The following is a 17893-nucleotide window of genomic DNA, read 5'->3' as shown; positions in this document are numbered from 1 at the left end:
CTGGCTAGTGCGCTGCGAATGCGCGCGAAGTCCGGACTACGGAACGCCTTCCATTCGGTGACGATCGCCAGCACATCCGCGCCGTCCAACGCTTGATACGCGCCCTCGCAAAGCGTGAGGTCCGCACGGTCGCCATAGAGGCGGTGAGTCTCTTCTCTCGCCTCCGGATCGTAGGCACGCACCGTAGCGCCCGCTTCCCACAAGGCCTCCATCAAACGTCGACTGGACGCCTCACGCATATCGTCGGTATTGGGCTTGAACGCCAGACCCCACAGCGCCACCGTTTTGCCCTGGAGCTGCCCGTCAAAATGGCGCGAGATCAGCTCGAACAGCTTGGTCTTCTGGTCGTGATTGACGGCCTCGACCGCCCCAAGCAGACGGGCTTCATACCCCACGCCGCGCGCGGTGCGCTCCAGTGCCTGCACGTCCTTGGGAAAACACGAACCGCCATAGCCGGCGCCCGGATAAATAAAGTGATAGCCGATACGCGGATCGGAGCCGATCCCCTGGCGCACCAGCTCCACATCGGCGCCCACGCGCTCGGCGATATTGGCGATCTCGTTCATGAAGCTGATCTTGGTCGCCAGCATCGCGTTGGCGGCGTACTTGGTCAGCTCGGCGGAGCGCTCATCCATCACGACAGTACGGTCGTGATTGCGATTGAAGGGGGCATACAGCTTACGCAGCACGTTCACCGCGCGCGCGCTGGAACTGCCGATCACGATACGATCGGGACGCAGGCAGTCTTCCACCGCGTCGCCTTCCTTCAGGAACTCGGGGTTCGATACCACATCGAATTCAATGTTCGCGCTGCGCGTCGCGAGCTCAGCGGCAATCGCCTCGCGCACCCGATCGGCGGTCCCCACCGGCACGGTCGACTTGTTCACCACCACCGCATACCGGTCCAGATGCTGGCCGATGGTGCGGGCGACACCCAGGACGTACTTCAGATCGGCGCTGCCGTCCTCGTCCGGCGGCGTGCCCACGGCGATGAAGAGGACCTGGCCATGCGCGATGGCGGGCGCGGCATCGGTGGTGAAATCCAGCTGTCCGCTGGCGTAATTGCGCTTGACGATCGGCTCCAGGCCCGGCTCGTAGATCGGCATCTCGCCCCGCTTCAGGCGCTCCACCTTGACTGCATCGATATCGACGCAGACCACGTGATTGCCCATCTCGGCCAGACAGGCACCGGTCACCAGACCCACATAGCCGGTGCCAAATAGGGTGACTTTCATTGTCGCGGGAATTCCGGGGAACAGAGTCCGGCAATTCTAGCAGGCCCACCCATGACGCCTGCGCCGCAGGGCCCCCAAAAGCAACGGGGCGCGAATCGCTTCGCGCCCCGTTGTTATTTCCAGCAAACGGCCGATGCTTACTTCGCGCCGCCCTGGTCGCCACCGGCCGGGGTCGGGCCAGTCTTCACCAGGGTCACGTCGAAGATGATCGCCGAGTTCGGCGGGAAGCCGTTCTGCGGCTGCGCGCCATAGGCGATGTTCGACGGAATGAACAGCTTGTAGTGGCCACCCACCTGCATCAGCTGCAGGCCTTCGCGGAAGCCCGGGATCACACCGCTCAGCGGAATCGATGCCGGACCCGGGTTGCCCTCGTGCTTGGACGAATCGTCAAACACTTCGCCATTGACGAAGGAGCCGACGTAGTTCACCTGCACGGTGTCGTTCGGACCCGGACGGGCACCGGTACCCTGGCTGATCACCTGGTACTGCAGACCCGACGCAGTGCTCTTCACGCCCGCGGCGCTCTTGTTCTTGGCAATGAAGGCGTCGCCATCGGCCTTGTTCTTGGCGGCAACCTTCTCGTATTCGGCCTTGGCCTTGGTCTGCAGGTTGGCGACGAAGGCGTCACGCACCTGCTTAGCTTCGGCTTCGCTCATGGTCGGCTTCTGGCCCGACAGGGCGGACTGGACAGCACGGCCTACCGTGGCCGGATCCACTTCCTCGCGCACGAGCGGGGGCAACTGGCTGGCCAGGTCCCAACCCACCACGTAGCTGGCCTTGGTCTTGTCGACAGCACCAGCCGGGGCGGCGGACTTGGCAGCCTGAGCGTGCACACCGGCAGTGAGGCCCAGCGCAACCGCCAAAGCGGCAGCCGTCAGCGTGGGACGCGAAAATTGCTTCATTTGAAACTCCCTCGTGTTGGATGTCTCGGTGCTCACCGGACGGGCCTCCCCGATGGAGGCAGTCCCCGCATTGTGCGGCGGCTTCCCGGTCTTAGCAACGAGCAGGGCTATGACACAGGTTCCGAATAAAGGTTCAGGTCATAAATTCTGTCGTGGCATTTTGCGAAATATCTAAAAATGCCCCCCGCCAGGACGCCCATCCCGTTCCAGCGTATCCCGCAACGCAGCTTGCAATCGGGCGTGAACCTGCACCAATACCCGCCACAACAGCCATGTCAACACCAAGCCAACCAGTAGCAAGACCAGTGCCACCTCACGCGGCGGCAGGATGGTGGAGGCCAGGGCCGCCACCAGCAGGCCCAGCACCCACATTGCGGCCAAGGGAATGATGCGTGCCAGTACGGCGCGGATGCGCACATTGTGACTGCCGCCTACTCGCTCGGGGATGCTCAGCTCAGCCAGCAACATGCCCAATGCCGCAGCCTTGCGGTAAGTCGCCACGATCATCGGCAGCGACAGCAGTGCCGCGATGGACCATGCCAACGTGCGCGACACCTGCGGCCGATCCGCGAACAGCTGCCAATGGAAGAAACCGCGGCGATACAGATAAGCCATGATCAGGAAGACCGCCACCACCAGCATCATATTGATGATCACGTGCCAGACCAGCCGGCGGATCATTTTCATCACCATCGCCCCCTGCCCGCTCAGGCTGAGGTTGCCCATCCAGTCGGTATAGGCCGTGAACATGCCGGTGAGGCCGCTGGGCAGGCGCCGCGCAAGAACACCAGCCAGAGGGTCAGCGCTGCGGATCAGATAGGGAGTAAGGAAAGTCGTGATCGCGGATACCGCGACTGCTACGGGATACAAGAAGTCGCTGGTCACTTTCAGGCTCAGGCCCAGCGAGGCGATCACGAATGAGAACTCGCCGATCTGCGACAACCCCATGCCAACCCGCAATGACGTGCGTCCATCATTGCCGGCCACGAAGGTGCCAAAGCTGCAAGTGATCACCTTGCCGAGCACTACCACCACCGTCACCACCAGAATCGGCACGGCGTACTGCGCCAGCAGCGACGGATCGATCAGCATACCGATGGCCACGAAAAAGATGGCGCTGAACATGTCGCGCACCGGCACAATGACGCGCTCGACCCGTTCGACGCTATCGGACTCACCCACGATGGCGCCGATCAAGAAAGCGCCCAGCGCGATGCTGTAACCCATTTCAGTGACCAGCAGGCAAAAGCCGAAACAGAGTCCCAGCACGGCCACCAGCAGCACATCGTCGCGACTAACCCGCGCGATGTAGTCGACCACGCGTGGCACCAGCAGCAACCCCACCACCAGCGACACCGCCAGGAACAAGGTGAGCCGTCCAATGGCCTCAACCGCTTGCCCGGCTTCCAGATCGCCGGTGCTGGCGATGCCGGTAAGCAGCGCCATCAGCACAATGGCGAGTACGTCCTCGATGATCAGGATGCCGAACATCAGCTGCGCGAATCGCTCGCGCTTGAGGTTCAGATCGTCCAGCGCCTTGAGGATGATGGTGGTCGAAGAGATCGACAGCATCGCGCCGAGGAACAGCGAATCCATCGTGCTCCAGTTGAAGAAGCGGCCGATCTCATAGCCGATCCACACCATCAACACGATTTCGCACAGCGCCGCCACCAGCGCGGCTCCACCCACCTCACGCAGCTTCTTAAGACTGAACTCGAGCCCGAGGGCGAACAGCAACAAAATCATGCCCAGTTCGGACAAGGTGCGTATGGTGCTTTCATCGTGGATGAAGACCACGGGGAAGGTGTAAGGCCCCACCAGTACGCCGGCGATGATGTAGCCAAGGACAACTGGCTGCCGCAGCCGCTGGAAAATCACGGTAGTCAGGCCGGCGACCAGCATGACCGTGGCAAGGTCCTGGATGAACTGCAGTGCGTGCATGAAGGGTCCCGCTGCGAATCGCAGCAAGACTAACAGCGGTGCGCGCATTGCCCTATGGCGACGCCGCGGAGGGGGCCAAGCCTGCAGCTGCGCTCAGAGGCTCGACACTGTCGCGCAAACGCCGACAGCCGCGAACCACTCAAACATGCCGGGCAACGGACTCCGAAGCGCTTTAGCCCGGCCCCTTCCCCGATGCCGCGCCCAGCTCTCCACGGAAGCAACATTTTTGAAAAATTTCATTCGCGAATACTTGACGAAAAGTCGAACCGTATTTATTCTTTCGGGCTCCACAGCAATATCAGTGGGGCCATAGCTCAGCTGGGAGAGCGCCTGCATGGCATGCAGGAGGTCGGCGGTTCGATCCCGCCTGGCTCCACCAAATTTAAAAGTCCCCATCGTCTAGAGGCCTAGGACATCACCCTTTCACGGTGGCGACCGGGGTTCGAATCCCCGTGGGGACGCCATCTTAACCCTGGCGCAGCGCCAGCCGACAAAAACGGCGAAGCGGTGCGATCCATAGTCGAGATGGAACATTAGCCTCTTGTTTTACCAGTTGTTGAAAATGCGGAGCGGTAGTTCAGTCGGTTAGAATGCTGGCCTGTCACGCCGGAGGTCGCGGGTTCGAGTCCCGTCCGCTCCGCCACTCATACGGAAAGCCCGCCTAGTGCGGGTTTTTTGTTGCTTGTCATTCGGCCAAAACCGCGGCGCCGCTTCTCTGCCGATACCTACAGTGGATGTCCCGGCGGCAGCGACTCGGGAACATGCTGCGACGCCGGTTCAAGCGTGCCCATGGAATGCCCCTGCTCCGCCAGATATTCCAGCCAGCGCGACAGGAACCCGTTCATGCGCAAGCGATGCTGCAGCACCGTGTGAGCTGGTGGGAATGGCCCCAGCACCTGCCATAAATGCCGCCCCGGATGGCAGTGCAACGCTTCGGCCACGTGCGCGTCGGTGTACATCCGCAGCTGCGCGGATGGCGAGGGCTGCCCCGTGTGCACATCCACAAAGTCGTAGGTCAGTTCCAGTTCCAGCGTATAGGGATGGCGTTCCTGCACCTGCAGCCGCACATCCAATCCGTCGTCCACGCTGGACACATAAAACCCCGGCGCCAGCTGCTGCGGCGCGAACAGCCGCGCCAGCCGGTGGTAGTTCTCCGCATACAAACCCATCAGGAACTCGAAGCGTCCCGGCAGCAAGGCGTTGCGACTGTCCAGCACGGCACTCATGGGTGACGGAAACTCCTCTGCTTCAGAACATGGTCCGCTCGATACCGAAGCGGTCGAAGATCTTGCTCGCGATTTCCTCTATCGACACGTGCGTGGTGTTGAGGCTGGGAATGCTCTCACGGCGCATCAGCTTGTCAGCCTGCTCCAGCTCCCACCGGCATTGCTTCAACGTAGCGTAACGGCTGCCGGCGCGCCGTTGCTCACGGATCTGCGCCAGGCGCTGGGGATCGATGGTGAGGCCAAACAGGCGGTCCCGATAGGGGCGCAAACGTACCGGCAGTTCCAGCTTGTCGAGGTCATCGTCAGTCAGCGGGTAATTGGCGGCGCTGACGCCGTAATGCAAGGCCATGTACAGGCAGGTGGGCGTTTTGCCGGAGCGGGACACCCCCACCAGGATCAGGTCGGCCTGCGCATAGTCCACGTCGATACCATCGTCATGTGACAACGCGTAGTTGGTCGCATTGATACGTGCCTCGTACTTGTCGAAATCGACCAGACCATGCGAGCGATTCACCGCCCCGGAGCGCTTCGCGCCAAGCTCATCTTCCAGCGGGCCAATAAACGGCGCAAACACGTCCAGCATCAGCGCGCCACTGGCGGCCACGATCTCGCAAAGGTCCCTCGAGGCCATGGTGTTGACCACGATCGGTCGCTCGCCGCTCTGCGCGTAACGGGTCTTGATGCGCAGCGCCGCGGCCTCCGCCTTGTGGGGGTCATCGATAAAGGGCAAGCGATGCTTTTCGAACTGCACGCCCTCAAACTGGGCAAGGATGCTGTTGCCGATCGTCTCCGCGGTAATACCAGTGGAGTCGGAGATGTAAAAAACGGTTCGCCGCATACCTGTTCCAGATGCCCTGAAGAATCTCGGGCGCCACCTTAGCGCATGCACCAGGGCCTGTCTTTGCTTGACCCGAGCCTGACTGGTAGGCAATTGGCGCGCGATTCGCTGCTAATGGTCTTCTTGTGCCGCGCACCATCGACAGCGGACAATACCAGTTCTTTGTAGCCGGCTTTTTGCAGATCGGCTCCACCCCGCATCACCCCATAGAGCTCTTGAGGAGACTCCTTTGAACGATCTGGTGCTTTGGCTCGACTCGCTGCGCATGACCGACCTGGGCAAGGTCGGTGGCAAGAATGCGTCGCTCGGCGAGATGATCGGCAACCTGGCCAAGCTCGGGGTCTCCGTGCCCGGCGGCTTCGCCACTACCGCCGATGCCTTCCAGCAGTACCTGGACAAGAGCGGCGTGGCCAAGCGCATCCAGGCGCGACTGGCCGGTCTCGATGTGGACGATGTGGACGCCCTCGTCACGGCCGGCAAGGAGATCCGCGAATGGGTCACCGAGACGCCGCTGCCGGCGGATCTGGACAAAGCCATCCGTGATGCCTATGCCAAGCTCTGCAAGGACGCCGGCGCCGAGAACATCGCCGTGGCCGTGCGTTCTTCCGCCACCGCCGAAGACCTGCCGGACGCCTCCTTCGCCGGCCAGCAGGAAACCTTCCTCAATGTGGTCGGCATCGAGGACGTGCTGCACAAGGTGAAGGAAGTTTTCGCTTCGCTGTATAACGACCGCGCCATTGCCTACCGCGTGCACCAGGGCTTTAAGCACGAGGACGTGTTTCTCTCCGCTGGCGTGCAGTTGATGGTGCGTTCGGATATCGGTGCCTCCGGCGTGCTGTTCACGCTTGACACCGAATCGGGCTTCCGCGATGTGGTCTTCGTCACCGGCTCTTATGGCCTGGGCGAGATGGTCGTACAGGGCGCGGTGAATCCCGATGAATTCTACGTATTCAAACCCACGCTCAGGCAGGGCAAGCCGGCGGTGCTCCGCCGCAACCTTGGCGCCAAGCAGCTGCGCATGATCTATTCCAGCGCTCCGGGCGAACGCGTGAAGACCGAGGACACTCCGGCCGAACTACGCAACCGCTTCTGCATCACCGATGCGGATGTAGAAGAGCTGGCCCGCCAGTCGCTGATCATTGAGCAGCACTATGGTCGCCCGATGGACATCGAGTGGGCGAAGGACGGCAACACCGGCAAGCTCTACATCGTGCAGGCCCGCCCCGAGACGGTGAAGTCGCGTGCGCACGCCACGCAGCTCGAGCGCTTCCACCTCAGCGAGAAAGGCCCAGTGCTGGCCGAGGGCCGTGCTATCGGCCAGAAGATCGGCGCCGGCAAGGCGCGCGTGATCCGTTCGCTGGCTGACATGAACAAAGTGCAGCCCGGCGACGTGCTGATTGCCGACATGACCGACCCCGACTGGGAGCCGGTGATGAAGCGCGCTTCGGCCATCGTCACCAACCGTGGCGGCCGCACTTGCCACGCCGCGATCATCGCCCGCGAGCTGGGCGTGCCGGCTGTCGTCGGCACCGGCAATGCGCTGGACAAGATTCCTGACGGCACCGACGTCACGGTGTCCTGCGCCGAGGGCGACACCGGCACCATCTATCAGGGTGTACTGAAGTTCGAGCGCGTCACCGCGGACTTGGGCGACATGCCCGAAGCACCGCTGAAGATCATGATGAACGTGGCCAATCCGGAGCGGGCCTTCGATTTCGCCATGCTGCCGAATGCGGGCATCGGCCTGGCCCGCCTGGAGATGATCATCGCCAGCCATATCGGCGTGCATCCCAAGGCTTTGCTCGAATACGGCAAACAGGACGCCGCCACCAAGGCCAAGATCGACGAGCGCATCGCCGGCTACGCCGACCCGGTGAGCTTCTACGTCGACCGTCTCGCCGAAGGCATTGCGACCATCGCGGCCTCGGTGTTCCCCAAGCCGGTGATCGTGCGCCTGTCCGACTTCAAGTCGAACGAGTACGCGAACCTGCTCGGCGGTTCGCGCTACGAGCCGCATGAAGAGAACCCGATGATCGGCTACCGCGGCGCCAGCCGTTACGTCGACGCCGGTTTCGCCGAGTGCTTTGCGCTTGAGTGCCGCGCAGTCAAGCGCGTGCGCGAAGTGATGGGTCTGGACAACGTCTGGGTAATGATCCCGTTCGTGCGCACCCTCACCGAGGGCCGCAAGGTCATCGAGGTGCTGGGCAAGAACGGCCTCAAGCAGGGCGAGCACGACCTGAAGATCATCATGATGTGCGAGGTCCCCTCCAACGCCTTGCTTGCCGCCGAGTTCCTGGAGATCTTTGACGGCTTCTCCATCGGCTCCAACGACCTTACCCAGCTCACGCTCGGCCTCGATCGCGATTCCAGCATCGTCGCCAACCTGTTCGACGAACGCGACCCGGCAGTGAAGAAGCTGCTGGCCATGGCCATCCAGACGGCCCGCGAGAAAGGCAAGTACGTGGGCATCTGCGGCCAGGGTCCGTCGGACCACCCGGACCTGGCCGAGTGGCTGATGGAACAGGGTATCGAGTCGGTGTCGCTGAACCCGGACACGGTGGTCGATACCTGGCTTCGCCTGGCCAAGAAGAAAGCCGGCTGATCTTCTAAGCAGGGTTTTACGGCAAAGGGCGGTGGCGACACCGCCCTTTTTCTTTGCCCGGATAGCGGAACTCGCTTCGCAGGGCACAGTCTCTAGCCCACGGAACGGGCACGATTTCTCGTGTTCGCCGTGAACATAGGCGGCCGCTGATGCATGCACTCAAGAACTTCCTCTCGAAGAACAAGGGCTTCATCACTTTCATGCTCTGCATGCTGGTATTCCGCAGCGCGGTGGCGGACTGGAATGTGGTGCCTACCGGCTCGATGCAACCAACCATCCGCATCGGCGATCGCATCGTGGTGGACAAGACGGCCTATGACCTGCGCCTTCCATTGACTCACCTCTCGTTGGTGCATCTGGCTGATCCAAAACGCGGCGATATTGTCGTGCTGGATTCGAAAGCCGCCGACGAAAAACTGGTGAAGCGAGTGATCGGAGTGCCTGGCGATGTAGTGGCGCTGCGCGACAACCACCTTTATGTGGATGGGCAGCCTGCCCATTATTCCCACGCCCTGGTCAGCGGCATTCGCGATGATGCGGTTGAGCCCGCCAGTTACGCGATTGAGAGTTACGACGGGATGCGTCATCTGATCCGCACTTCGTCCCCTGGTGGCTCACGCGATTTTGGGCCGGTGACGGTGCCCACTGGCGAGTATTTGCTGCTGGGTGATAACCGGGATAACAGTGCGGATTCGCGTTACTTCGGGTTCTTTCCGAGGAGCGAGATCACTGGACGGGCAACGCGGGTGGCGATGTCGCTGGATCCGGGGGATCACTATTTGCCCAGGGGTGGGCGGTTTTGGGTGAAGCTGGATTGAGCGCACAGGCCACGCACCTCGCTCTATAAAGGCGCGTGTTGCGTGAAGGGTGGGATTGTTCGGCCCATCCATGGGCCTCACCCCTCCGCGCGAAGCGCTACGGGGCCAGCCTTCGGCTGTCCAAATTCGCTCCCGGCGAATTTGTCGAACCTAGTGGGTTCGATCCAACACCCTCTCCGCCAGATACGCAAAAGGCCCCGATCGGGGCCTTTTGCGTATCTGGCGGAGAGGGTGGGATTCGAACCCACGGTACGCTTACACGTACGCCTGATTTCGAGTCAGGTACATTCGACCACTCTGCCACCTCTCCAAAGGGTCACACGGTGGTCCGCGCGAGCCGGTAATCATACGCATGACGGTTCGTCGTGACAACTCCCGGGACATGGGGCATGCTGCGCGCACACGTTTCTCCCGGCTGCCCATGATCGAATTCGGACACGGTACCCACGTTGGCCTGCGCCGTACGCGCAATGAAGACACCTATTACGCCGACGCGGGGCTGGGGTTGTTCCTGGTCGCCGATGGCATGGGTGGGCATCAGCATGGCGAGGTGGCCTCGGCTCTGGTCCGCGATGCCATGGCGGACCTGGTGACGCGCGGACATAGCCTGGTGGAGGCAGTGCGCGGAGCGGACGAGCGACTGATGGCACAGGCCAAAGGTTCGCGGGACGCCTTGCCCATGGGCACCACTATCGCAGCACTCCGGCTGGGTGCGAACAGCTACGAAGTGGCATGGGTCGGCGACAGCCGTATCTATCTGTGGCAGAACGGACTGCGCCAGATCAGCCACGACCACTCGCTGGTACAGGAACTGGTAGCCGCCGGCACCCTTGATCCCGCACAAGCAGCCCGTCACCCGCAACGCAATGTGATCACCCAGGCGCTGGGTATCACTGCTGTGGATCAACTACACATCGGCATGGCACGCGGCACCCTGGAACCGGGCATGTGCTTTTTGTTGTGCAGTGACGGGCTGACCGAAGAAGTGAGCGACGCAGGCATCGCCCGCGTCGTAGAGCGCCGTGACCTGGCCGCCCAGGAGTGTGTGGATCACCTGCTGCTAGCCGCGCTCGATGCGGGTGGCAGCGACAACATCACGGTGATCCTGGCTCGCGCTAATTGACGCGAGCCCGCAGTGCTCAGTGCACCGTCGTTTCTTCTTTGCGCCATACGCTGCTGCCACCGGCACTTTTGTCCAATGCGTCCAGCCGACGTTCGTGTGCCGCTGACTCCTCCGCATCCGCGCGCAAGACGCGAGGGCGGCGATCCAGCCTGATCGGCATCACCACCTTGCTCACGCCCTGCTCCGGTGCGCTTTCAAAACCCAGGTCCAGCACCACCTGGCCCGAGGTCATGGACAGATAGACTTCCGCCAGGAGCTGGGCGTCGATCAGGCCGCCATGCAGGTCGCGAGCAGAGTTGTCCACACCGAGTCGCTTACATAGCGCGTCCAAGCTGTTGCGCTGGCCGGGATAACGCTCTCGCGCCATCACCAGGGTATCGAGCACGGGGCAACGATCGGCAATACGACCATAGTGCTCGCCTGCCCGCGCAAGCTCGGCGTCGAGGAAGCCCACGTCGAACGTCGCGTTGTGGATGATCAGCTCGGCGCCGTCGATAAAGGCGAGAAACTCGTCAACCACGTCGGCAAAACGTGGCTTGTCGAGCAGGAACTCATCCTCGATGCCGGTGACTTGTTTTGCGCCTTCATCGATCAGGCGATCCGGATTGAGGTAGGTCTGATAGTGCCTGCCGCTCGGCCTGCGCTCGATCATCTCGACACAGGCGATTTCGATCAGGCGATGTCCCTGGCGCACTTCCAGGCCGGTGGTTTCGGTATCGAGGACAATCTGCCTCATCACTTGCTCCTGTATTGCTCGGCCTGTTCGCGCGCCGCTTCGTCGACGCGCTCGTTCTCGGCATGGCCATTATGGCCACGCACCCATTGCCAGCGCAGCTGATGCTTGGCGGTGGCGGTGGACAGGCGCTCCCACAAATCCTGGTTCTTCACCGGCTTCTTGTCAGCGGTTTTCCAGCCATTGGCACGCCACTTGGGGACCCACTGCTCGATGCCCTGCATCACGTACTTTGAATCGGTGGTGAGGGTAACCTTGCAGGCGCGCGTGAGCGCCTCGAGCGCGGCGATGGCGGCCATCAATTCCATCCGGTTGTTGGTGGTGTCTGGTTCGCCACCGGCCACCATGCGTTCGGTGCCCTTGGAGCGCAGCAAGGCTGCCCAGCCGCCCGGCCCCGGATTGCCGAGGCATGCGCCATCGGTAAAAGCTTCCACTTCAGTCATCTTTACCTGCGGATTTTCTAGATAGTCAGGGCATCAGGACGAGGCGCTGCGCCTCGCACCGGGTGCCAGATTTACATTCACCGGCGCCGATACCAGCTTGGGTTTCAGGCGCGTCGGCATTACTGCACGCCGGCGCTTGCGCGCGATCAGTACGTAACCTCCGCCAAAGGCATGGACACCGCGAGCGTCAGTACCACTATGCGGCCACACATGACCCACACGCTGCATCCGCTCGACATCCAGCTCACCCGCACGCACCCAACGCTCGAGCGTCAAGGGTGACTTCAAGGCCGGCATAACACCATCGCGCCCCTGCCAATAAAGCCAGGGCAACCAGCCACTCCATGGATGCAGGCCAGTGAGTACCAATACGCCACCGGGTGCAAGTACACGGCAGGCCTCTTGCAACAGTTCTTGCGGCGCGGGCGCCACTTCGACGGCGTGACGCAATAAGACCAGACCGAAAGCATCATCGATAAATGGCAGGGCTTCATCCGCGCGGGCACGGGCATCGCCGTGATAGCGATGGCCCACCAGGCGTAAGCGCGCCCAGTTGCCCAGCAATGGCAAGACCGGCGGACGATCATGCGACAACGCGGACACCAACAGCGCGTGCGTACCGGCGCAGCGCTGGAGATCAGGCAATAGCGCCGCGGCCTCTTCAGCCAGGAGATGGCGAAGGGGCGCACTGGCGTAAATGTCTTTGTCGCGCTGCGGCATGCGTCAACGGCCCACGGTCAAGCCGAGAGTGTAATAGCTGGCACTGGGTCGTGGCTCTCAGTCCCAGGCCGAACTGGGGCACAAGACTGAATGGGGATCCCGGCCGTTAACACCTCGCTAACGAGCGGCCACCCGCCCGGCTTTATATTCGGTCGCTTCGCGCAAGCCGGATGCCTGCGTCAGTCGATACGAATCCGCAGAGGAGTGACCCTTGCACGTCGTACCGTTACCGGCGCTTGCCGACAATTACGTCTGGATGCTCTACGACGACGCAGGTAACGCGATCGTGGTCGATCCAGGTGAAGCCGCACCGGTGGAAACCGCGCTGCAGGAGCGCCAGCTACAACTGCGCGCGATGCTCCTGACCCATCACCACAACGATCATATCGGCGGTGTAGGTGCGCTGCTCGCGCGCCATCCTGTGCCTGTCTACGCACCACACGACGAGCGTATCGGCGAAGTCACGCGGCGTGTGCGAGATGGCGATGAAGTCGAGATCGACATGCCACGCGCGCGCTTCCGCGTGATCGAAATTCCGGGCCATACACGCAGCCATATCGCTTACGTCGGTGAAGGCCTGCTGCTGTGTGGCGACACACTTTTCAGCATGGGTTGTGGCCGTCTGTTCGAAGGTACGCCGGAACAAATGCTGACTTCGCTGGACAAACTCGCTGCGCTGCCGGGCGACACCATGGTCTGCTGCGCACACGAATACACTGCGGCCAACGGCCGCTTCGCGCTCACAGTCGAACCGCACAACTCCGTACTCGCCGAGCGTGTGGAACAAGTGCGGACGTTACGCGATCGCCAGCAACCCAGCCTTCCGGTGGCACTGGAAACCGAACTGGCTACCAATCCCTTCCTGCGCGTGGATAGCGACGACATCGAAGCATGGTGTCGCCATCACGGCGCTGCTGCCGGGCGCATCGCTCGATTTGCAGCCCTGCGTGCTGCCAAGGATGTATTTCGCGGATGAAACGCTCTCTTCTTCGCCCGCTGCCTGTCGCTCTTTCCATGCTGCTTGCGGCATGCGCCAGCACACCTCCCGTCGCTCCGCATAACCCCGTCGGCACCGTCGCACCATCCGCGACGCCAACGGTTCACGACGTAACGCGCACCGTTGGCTCAGCCGCAACGCCGCAGGAAAACACCAACGTCTGGGAGCAACTGCGCGGCAGTTTCGCCATGGCCGACTGTGATGCCGATCCGGCCATCCTCGCCTGGGCGCGCCGTTATACACAAAGTCCGCAGCGCTTCGAAGCGCAGATGCGCGAAGTGATGCCGCGCCTGATCTATGTGCAACAGATCGCGGCAAAGCATGGCGTGGCCGGTGAGTTCGCCCTGTTGCCCTGGGTAGAAAGCCAATACCGACCGGTGCCAGGCAGTAAGGGCAATCCCGCCGGCATGTGGCAGATCATGCCGATCACCGCCAACGCACTCGGCATGCGCGTGGACAAGAACTATGACGGACGCCTGGACGTTCCAGCCGCCACCGATGCCATCATGGCTTTGCTACGCCGCTATCACGATGATCTTGGTGACTGGCGCATGGCGGATTACGCATTCAATGCAGGCGAGTTCGCTGTTCGCAAACTGATCGATCAGCACGGCATGCCCGCCGCCGAACCGGTGATTCCGCGTATGCCGGTCAAGCGCATCACTCGCGAGCATCTCACCAAACTTCTGGCAATCTCCTGCATCGTGCGCGAACCGGGACGCTTCAAAGTCAACCTGCCGCTACTGCCGGCCGAGCAGCGTCTGGTGTCCGTGGATATCGACAAGTCGATGCCGATCGCGCAAGCCGCCGATCACGCGGGCATGTCGGTGGATGAGCTGAAGGATCTCAACGCCGGGTTCCGCAATGGCTATATCGACAAGCGCTCGGCTTCCTACCTGTTGATGCCGCGCAGCCACGCCGAGCAATTCCGCAATGCGTTGCAGGTCAGTGGCAGCGACGCCGTCGCCTCGGCCGAGACGAACAAGCCACAACTGCCTCTGCTGGCCGATAGCGGCGACGGCCCCTCGCCCGCTACTGACTACCAAGAATCAGCGGCCGGTGCCAAGACGCACACGGTCAAGTCGGGCGATACCTTGTGGATCATTGCGCGGCGCTATTCGCTCAATATCGATCAACTCAAGCGCTGGAACCATCTGCAGGGGGCCAAGCTGCGCCTGGGCCAGATCTTGAAAGTCAGCGCACCCGGCTAAACGACCTCCCGCGCCGTACCTATCACGCCTGCTAGACTCGCGCCGCAACGCGCCGTTGCGGCGCCACTCGCTGGAGGACGCATGGGATTCCTGCACGGCAAACGCGCCCTGATTGTGGGCATCGCCAGCCAGCGCTCAATCGCCTGGGGTATCGCCAATGCCATGCATCGCGAAGGCGCGCAACTGGCCTTTACCTACCAGAACGACCGCCTGAAAGATCGTGTCGACGAAGCCGCAAACGCCTTCGGCTCCAACATCGTGCTGCCTTGCGACGTGGCGGAAGACGCCCAGGTCGACAGTCTGTTCCGCGAGCTGGGCAGACACTGGGATGGCTTCGATGTCCTGGTTCACTCTGTCGGCTTCGCACCGCGCGAAGCGTTGCAAGGCGAATTCCTGGACAATCTCACACGCGAGAACTTCAGCATCGCGCACGATATTTCAAGCTACAGCCTGGCCGCCCTGGCCAAGGCAGCCAGGCCGCTGATGGCCGGGCGCGGCGGCGCCATCCTGACGCTGACCTATCTGGGAGCGGAGCGCGTACTGTCGAATTACAACGTGATGGGCTTGGCCAAGGCCAGTCTGGAAGCTAACGTGCGTTATCTGGCCGTCAACCTTGGTCCGGAGGGCACTCGCGTCAATGCCATCTCGGCCGGACCGATCAAGACATTGGCTGCGGCGGGCATTTCCAACTTCCGCAAGATGCTCGATCACGTGGACGAGAATGCTCCGTTGCGCCGTAGCGTCACTATCGATGAAGTCGGCAATGTCGGTGCCTTCCTGTGTTCGGACCTGGCTTCTGGCATCACCGGCGAGATCACTTATGTGGATGCCGGCTACAACATCCTGGGTATGACAGGCGTCTAAGCAGTGGTGTCCCGCGAATAAAAAAGGGCGGCCGTCGGGCCGCCCTTTTTTATTCGCAACCTCGCAAAGACAACTTACATGCGGTCCTTGGCGATCTTGATCTCGGTCTTCGCTTTCAGCGCATCGATGAATTCCTGCGTCGCCGAGCCGCCATAGGCCTGCACCATCTGCTGCCGCAACCCAGTGCGCAACTCGGCCGGCGCCTTGGCCAGATCCGCATCCTGCACCTTGTCCACCGCCAGCAGCGCGTAGGAGCCGTCCTGCTCCGCCACGCTGGCGAACTGCGGCTTACCTGACGCCGGGTGCGGCAAGGTGAATGCCTCACTGATCAATGCGGGCGCAATGTCGCTCTGGCCACGCGTAATCTCGCTAGCGCTCTTGATCGCGGCTCCCACTGATGCCGCCACAGCCGTCATGTCCTCGCCCTTCTGCACGCGGGCCAGCAGCGCATCAGACTTGGCCTTGGCCGCCGCGGCAATGCGTTCATCGAGGATCTTCTGACGCACGGCGTCGTGCACCTCAGCCAGCGGCTTCGCCGCAGCAGACACGTGCTTGTCGATGTGGATGATGACGGAGTGATCGGGACCGAGTTCAATCAGGCCCGAGTTGTTGCCCTGTGCCAATACATCATCCGCGAACGCCGCCTGCACCAGCTTGGGATTGCTGGCGATGCCACTGCCGCCCTGACGCGAGAACAACTCCGTGCTCTTGATCGGCAAACCCAGCGCCTGCGCGGCGGGTTCGAGCGACGACGGGTTCTGATAGGCGCTGTCCGTCAATTTGCCGGCAAGTTCGTTGAACTTGCGGTCACGCTCACCGGTCATCACTTCCTTCGCCAACTGGTCGCGCACTTCTTCGAACGGCTTGGCCTGGCCGCTGCGGAGGTCACGCAGCCACAGTACGTGGTAACCCTCGTCGGACAGTACCGGCTTGGACACCTGACCCTTCTGCAGCGAGAACAAGGCATCGTCGAACGCGGCGTTGGCCACGCCCTTTTCCAGCCAACCGAGGTCACCGCCACTGCGCTTGGAGCCGAGATCGTCCGAAGACTGTTCGGCCAGCTTGGCGAAGTTATCTGGCTTCGCTTCCGATGCAATCTGCTCCGCCTTGGCCAATGCGGCCTTTTGCTGCTCCGGCGTCGCGTTCTTCGGCACGTTGATCAGAATGTGCGAAACCAGGCGCTGTTCCGGCTGCACGAAGCGCTGCTTCTCATCGTCGTAGCGCTTCTTGAGATCCGCATCGCTGGGCTGTGCGTCCAGCTTGAGATCGCTACCGTTCACTTCGATGTATTTCACCGAAACCTGCTCGGGATTCATGAAGTCGGCCTGATGTGCCTTGTAATAGGCATCGACCTGCGCATCGTCGACATTGCTGTCGGTCAACGCGGGGCGCGGCACGCTGAAGTAGCGCAGGTCGCGGCGCTGCATGCTCAGGTTGAGATAGCGGTTCAGTTCGGCATCGGTGACGATCGTGTTTGCGCCGATCGCACCGGGGATCTGGGTGATGCTCAGCTCGTTGCGCACTTCGCCCTCGAACTGATTCGAGGTCTTGCCCTGCCCCGCCAGCCAGGCGCGATACATCGCCGGATCGAACTTGCCATTGACCTGCACACCGGGAATGCCCGCGATGGTGTCACGCAGCGCCTGATCGGAAACACGCATGCCAAGATCGGTGGCCGCTTGCGTGAGCAGCTGCTGGTCGATCATCGCATCCAGCACGCGCTGCTTGGTCTCGGGCTTTTCGAACACGCTGGGATCGAACTGATCGCCCTGCTGCGCGCTCGTCTGCTGGCGCAGCAGGTTCAGGCGGTTCTGAAACTCTTGCTGGGAAATTTCATGCTTGCCAACCTTCGCCACAAAGGTTTCGGTCTGCGACATGAAATACGACTCGATGCCGAAGAACGAAATAGCGAAGACGCAGATGCCCAGAATGACGATGGACGGCCATCCGTGAAGCTTGGTACGTAGTGCCTGCAACATGGGAATCTTCCCGACAAGGGTTGATCGAAGCGCGATTGCGCGGTCCATAAAAAGACAAGGGCGCCACAGGGGCGCCCTTGCGAACTGTGGCGGAGCGGACGGGACTCGAACCCGCGACCTCCGGCGTGACAGGCCAGCATTCTAACCGACTGAACTACCGCTCCGCAGTTTTTGGTGGGTGCTGTAGGGATCGAACCTACGACCCTCGCCTTGTAAGGGCGACGCTCTACCGCTGAGCTAAGCACCCAAAACCAGGCGGAG

General features: G+C 61.9%; 15 protein-coding genes and 6 tRNA genes. 9 read left to right on the top strand and 12 right to left on the bottom strand.

Annotated features, from left to right (window positions below; translation table 11 throughout):
- From BM338_RS19990 to BM338_RS19980, 3 genes are all read right to left on the bottom strand, one after another.
- Window positions 1–1235: UDP-glucose dehydrogenase family protein (locus BM338_RS19990; RefSeq protein ID WP_090454148.1), on the bottom strand; the 1235-nt coding region annotated here is incomplete at its 3' end.
- A 137-nt stretch (window positions 1236–1372) separates the two neighbouring features.
- The gene (locus BM338_RS19985; protein ID WP_090454146.1) at window positions 1373–2137 is read right to left on the bottom strand and encodes an FKBP-type peptidyl-prolyl cis-trans isomerase; all 765 of its coding nucleotides are present in this window, start codon (window positions 2135–2137) and stop codon (window positions 1373–1375) included.
- Between the two features lie 171 nt (window positions 2138–2308).
- Window positions 2309–4078, bottom strand: coding sequence for a cation:proton antiporter (locus BM338_RS19980; protein WP_090454223.1), 1770 nt, complete (start codon window positions 4076–4078; stop codon window positions 2309–2311).
- A 303-nt stretch (window positions 4079–4381) separates the two neighbouring features.
- Between BM338_RS19980 and BM338_RS19975 the strand changes: the two genes are divergently transcribed.
- From BM338_RS19975 to BM338_RS19965, 3 genes are all read left to right on the top strand, one after another.
- Window positions 4382–4457, top strand: a tRNA-Ala gene (locus tag BM338_RS19975).
- A 9-nt stretch (window positions 4458–4466) separates the two neighbouring features.
- Window positions 4467–4542, top strand: a tRNA-Glu gene (locus BM338_RS19970).
- Between the two features lie 102 nt (window positions 4543–4644).
- Window positions 4645–4721, top strand: a tRNA-Asp gene (locus BM338_RS19965).
- 82 nt (window positions 4722–4803) lie between these two features.
- On the opposite strand, the gene BM338_RS19960 is transcribed toward BM338_RS19965, so the two are convergent.
- Window positions 4804–5304 (bottom strand): DUF1249 domain-containing protein, encoded by a 501-nt coding sequence (locus tag BM338_RS19960; protein ID WP_090454144.1) that lies wholly within the window; start codon window positions 5302–5304, stop codon window positions 4804–4806.
- Between the two features lie 22 nt (window positions 5305–5326).
- Entirely contained in the window at window positions 5327–6142 is an 816-nt protein-coding gene (locus BM338_RS19955; RefSeq protein ID WP_090454142.1) for a posphoenolpyruvate synthetase regulatory kinase/phosphorylase PpsR, read from the bottom strand.
- Between the two features lie 229 nt (window positions 6143–6371).
- Between BM338_RS19955 and ppsA the strand changes: the two genes are divergently transcribed.
- Together ppsA and lepB are read left to right on the top strand one after the other, a co-directional pair.
- Window positions 6372–8744 (top strand): phosphoenolpyruvate synthase, encoded by a 2373-nt coding sequence (gene ppsA / locus BM338_RS19950; RefSeq protein ID WP_090454140.1) that lies wholly within the window; start codon window positions 6372–6374, stop codon window positions 8742–8744.
- A gap of 149 nt (window positions 8745–8893) precedes the next feature.
- A complete protein-coding gene (lepB, locus tag BM338_RS19945) occupies window positions 8894–9562 on the top strand; it encodes a signal peptidase I (protein ID WP_090454138.1) in 669 nt (222 codons plus the stop codon).
- Window positions 9563–9782: 220 nt separating this feature from the next.
- Here the strand turns inward: lepB and BM338_RS19940 are convergent.
- A tRNA-Ser gene (locus tag BM338_RS19940) sits at window positions 9783–9872 on the bottom strand.
- 111 nt (window positions 9873–9983) lie between these two features.
- Here BM338_RS19940 and BM338_RS19935 point away from each other — a divergent pair.
- Window positions 9984–10685: a PP2C family protein-serine/threonine phosphatase gene (locus BM338_RS19935; RefSeq protein ID WP_090454136.1), complete on the top strand. Its 702-nt coding sequence runs from the start codon at window positions 9984–9986 to the stop codon at window positions 10683–10685.
- 16 nt (window positions 10686–10701) lie between these two features.
- Here BM338_RS19935 and dnaQ read toward each other — a convergent pair whose 3' ends face one another.
- Genes dnaQ through BM338_RS19920 form a run of 3 tightly spaced genes read right to left on the bottom strand, consistent with a single transcriptional unit; the run spans window position 10702 to window position 12581 of the window.
- Window positions 10702–11421 carry a DNA polymerase III subunit epsilon gene (gene dnaQ / locus BM338_RS19930; protein WP_090454134.1) on the bottom strand — a complete coding sequence of 240 codons (720 nt, stop codon included), beginning with the start codon at window positions 11419–11421 and terminating at the stop codon, window positions 10702–10704.
- Window positions 11421–11861 carry a ribonuclease HI gene (rnhA, locus tag BM338_RS19925; RefSeq protein ID WP_090454131.1) on the bottom strand — a complete coding sequence of 147 codons (441 nt, stop codon included), beginning with the start codon at window positions 11859–11861 and terminating at the stop codon, window positions 11421–11423. The genes dnaQ and rnhA overlap by 1 nt, the downstream gene beginning before the upstream one ends.
- Before the next feature lie 33 nt (window positions 11862–11894).
- On the bottom strand, window positions 11895–12581 hold the full coding sequence (locus BM338_RS19920; RefSeq protein ID WP_090454129.1) for a methyltransferase domain-containing protein: 687 nt from the start codon (window positions 12579–12581) through the stop codon (window positions 11895–11897).
- A gap of 211 nt (window positions 12582–12792) precedes the next feature.
- On the opposite strand from BM338_RS19920, the gene gloB reads away from it, so the two are divergent.
- The 3 genes from gloB (at window position 12793) to BM338_RS19905 (ending at window position 15653) form a co-directional block, all read left to right on the top strand.
- Window positions 12793–13557 carry a hydroxyacylglutathione hydrolase gene (gloB, locus tag BM338_RS19915; RefSeq protein ID WP_090454127.1) on the top strand — a complete coding sequence of 255 codons (765 nt, stop codon included), beginning with the start codon at window positions 12793–12795 and terminating at the stop codon, window positions 13555–13557.
- The gene (locus BM338_RS19910; RefSeq protein WP_343124167.1) at window positions 13554–14789 is read left to right on the top strand and encodes a LysM peptidoglycan-binding domain-containing protein; all 1236 of its coding nucleotides are present in this window, start codon (window positions 13554–13556) and stop codon (window positions 14787–14789) included. Before gloB ends, BM338_RS19910 begins: the two co-directional genes overlap by 4 nt.
- 81 nt (window positions 14790–14870) lie before the next feature.
- Window positions 14871–15653, top strand: coding sequence for an enoyl-ACP reductase FabI (locus BM338_RS19905; RefSeq protein WP_090454125.1), 783 nt, complete (start codon window positions 14871–14873; stop codon window positions 15651–15653).
- Window positions 15654–15727: 74 nt separating this feature from the next.
- On the opposite strand, the gene BM338_RS19900 is transcribed toward BM338_RS19905, so the two are convergent.
- The 3 genes from BM338_RS19900 to BM338_RS19890 form a co-directional block, all read right to left on the bottom strand.
- Window positions 15728–17632, bottom strand: a complete 1905-nt coding sequence (locus BM338_RS19900; RefSeq protein WP_090454123.1) for a SurA N-terminal domain-containing protein — start codon at window positions 17630–17632, stop codon at window positions 15728–15730.
- Between the two features lie 87 nt (window positions 17633–17719).
- Window positions 17720–17796: transfer RNA gene (locus BM338_RS19895), tRNA-Asp, on the bottom strand.
- 8 nt (window positions 17797–17804) lie between these two features.
- Window positions 17805–17879: transfer RNA gene (locus BM338_RS19890), tRNA-Val, on the bottom strand.
- Window positions 17880–17893 lie beyond the last annotated feature (14 nt).

Source organism: Dyella sp. OK004, assembly GCF_900114495.1.
GTDB lineage: Bacteria > Pseudomonadota > Gammaproteobacteria > Xanthomonadales > Rhodanobacteraceae > Dyella_D.
Note: the sequence above shows the minus strand (reverse complement) of the source record. Positions and strands in the feature narration are given on the sequence as shown.

Bases quoted from the DNA above. Each gene is read 5' to 3' on its own strand.
- BM338_RS19910 (WP_343124167.1), top strand. From the start codon at position 13,554: ATGAAACGCTCTCTTCTTCGCCCGCTGCCTGTCGCTCTTTCCATGCTG.
- BM338_RS19905 (WP_090454125.1), top strand. From the start codon at position 14,871: ATGGGATTCCTGCACGGCAAACGCGCCCTGATTGTGGGCATCGCCAGC.
- BM338_RS19955 (WP_090454142.1), bottom strand. From the start codon at position 6,142: ATGCGGCGAACCGTTTTTTACATCTCCGACTCCACTGGTATTACCGCG.
- BM338_RS19900 (WP_090454123.1), bottom strand. From the start codon at position 17,632: ATGTTGCAGGCACTACGTACCAAGCTTCACGGATGGCCGTCCATCGTC.
- BM338_RS19985 (WP_090454146.1), bottom strand. From the start codon at position 2,137: ATGAAGCAATTTTCGCGTCCCACGCTGACGGCTGCCGCTTTGGCGGTT.
- lepB (WP_090454138.1), top strand. From the start codon at position 8,894: ATGCATGCACTCAAGAACTTCCTCTCGAAGAACAAGGGCTTCATCACT.
- BM338_RS19960 (WP_090454144.1), bottom strand. From the start codon at position 5,304: ATGAGTGCCGTGCTGGACAGTCGCAACGCCTTGCTGCCGGGACGCTTC.
- BM338_RS19935 (WP_090454136.1), top strand. From the start codon at position 9,984: ATGATCGAATTCGGACACGGTACCCACGTTGGCCTGCGCCGTACGCGC.
- BM338_RS19980 (WP_090454223.1), bottom strand. From the start codon at position 4,078: ATGCACGCACTGCAGTTCATCCAGGACCTTGCCACGGTCATGCTGGTC.
- BM338_RS19920 (WP_090454129.1), bottom strand. From the start codon at position 12,581: ATGCCGCAGCGCGACAAAGACATTTACGCCAGTGCGCCCCTTCGCCAT.
- rnhA (WP_090454131.1), bottom strand. From the start codon at position 11,861: ATGACTGAAGTGGAAGCTTTTACCGATGGCGCATGCCTCGGCAATCCG.
- dnaQ (WP_090454134.1), bottom strand. From the start codon at position 11,421: ATGAGGCAGATTGTCCTCGATACCGAAACCACCGGCCTGGAAGTGCGC.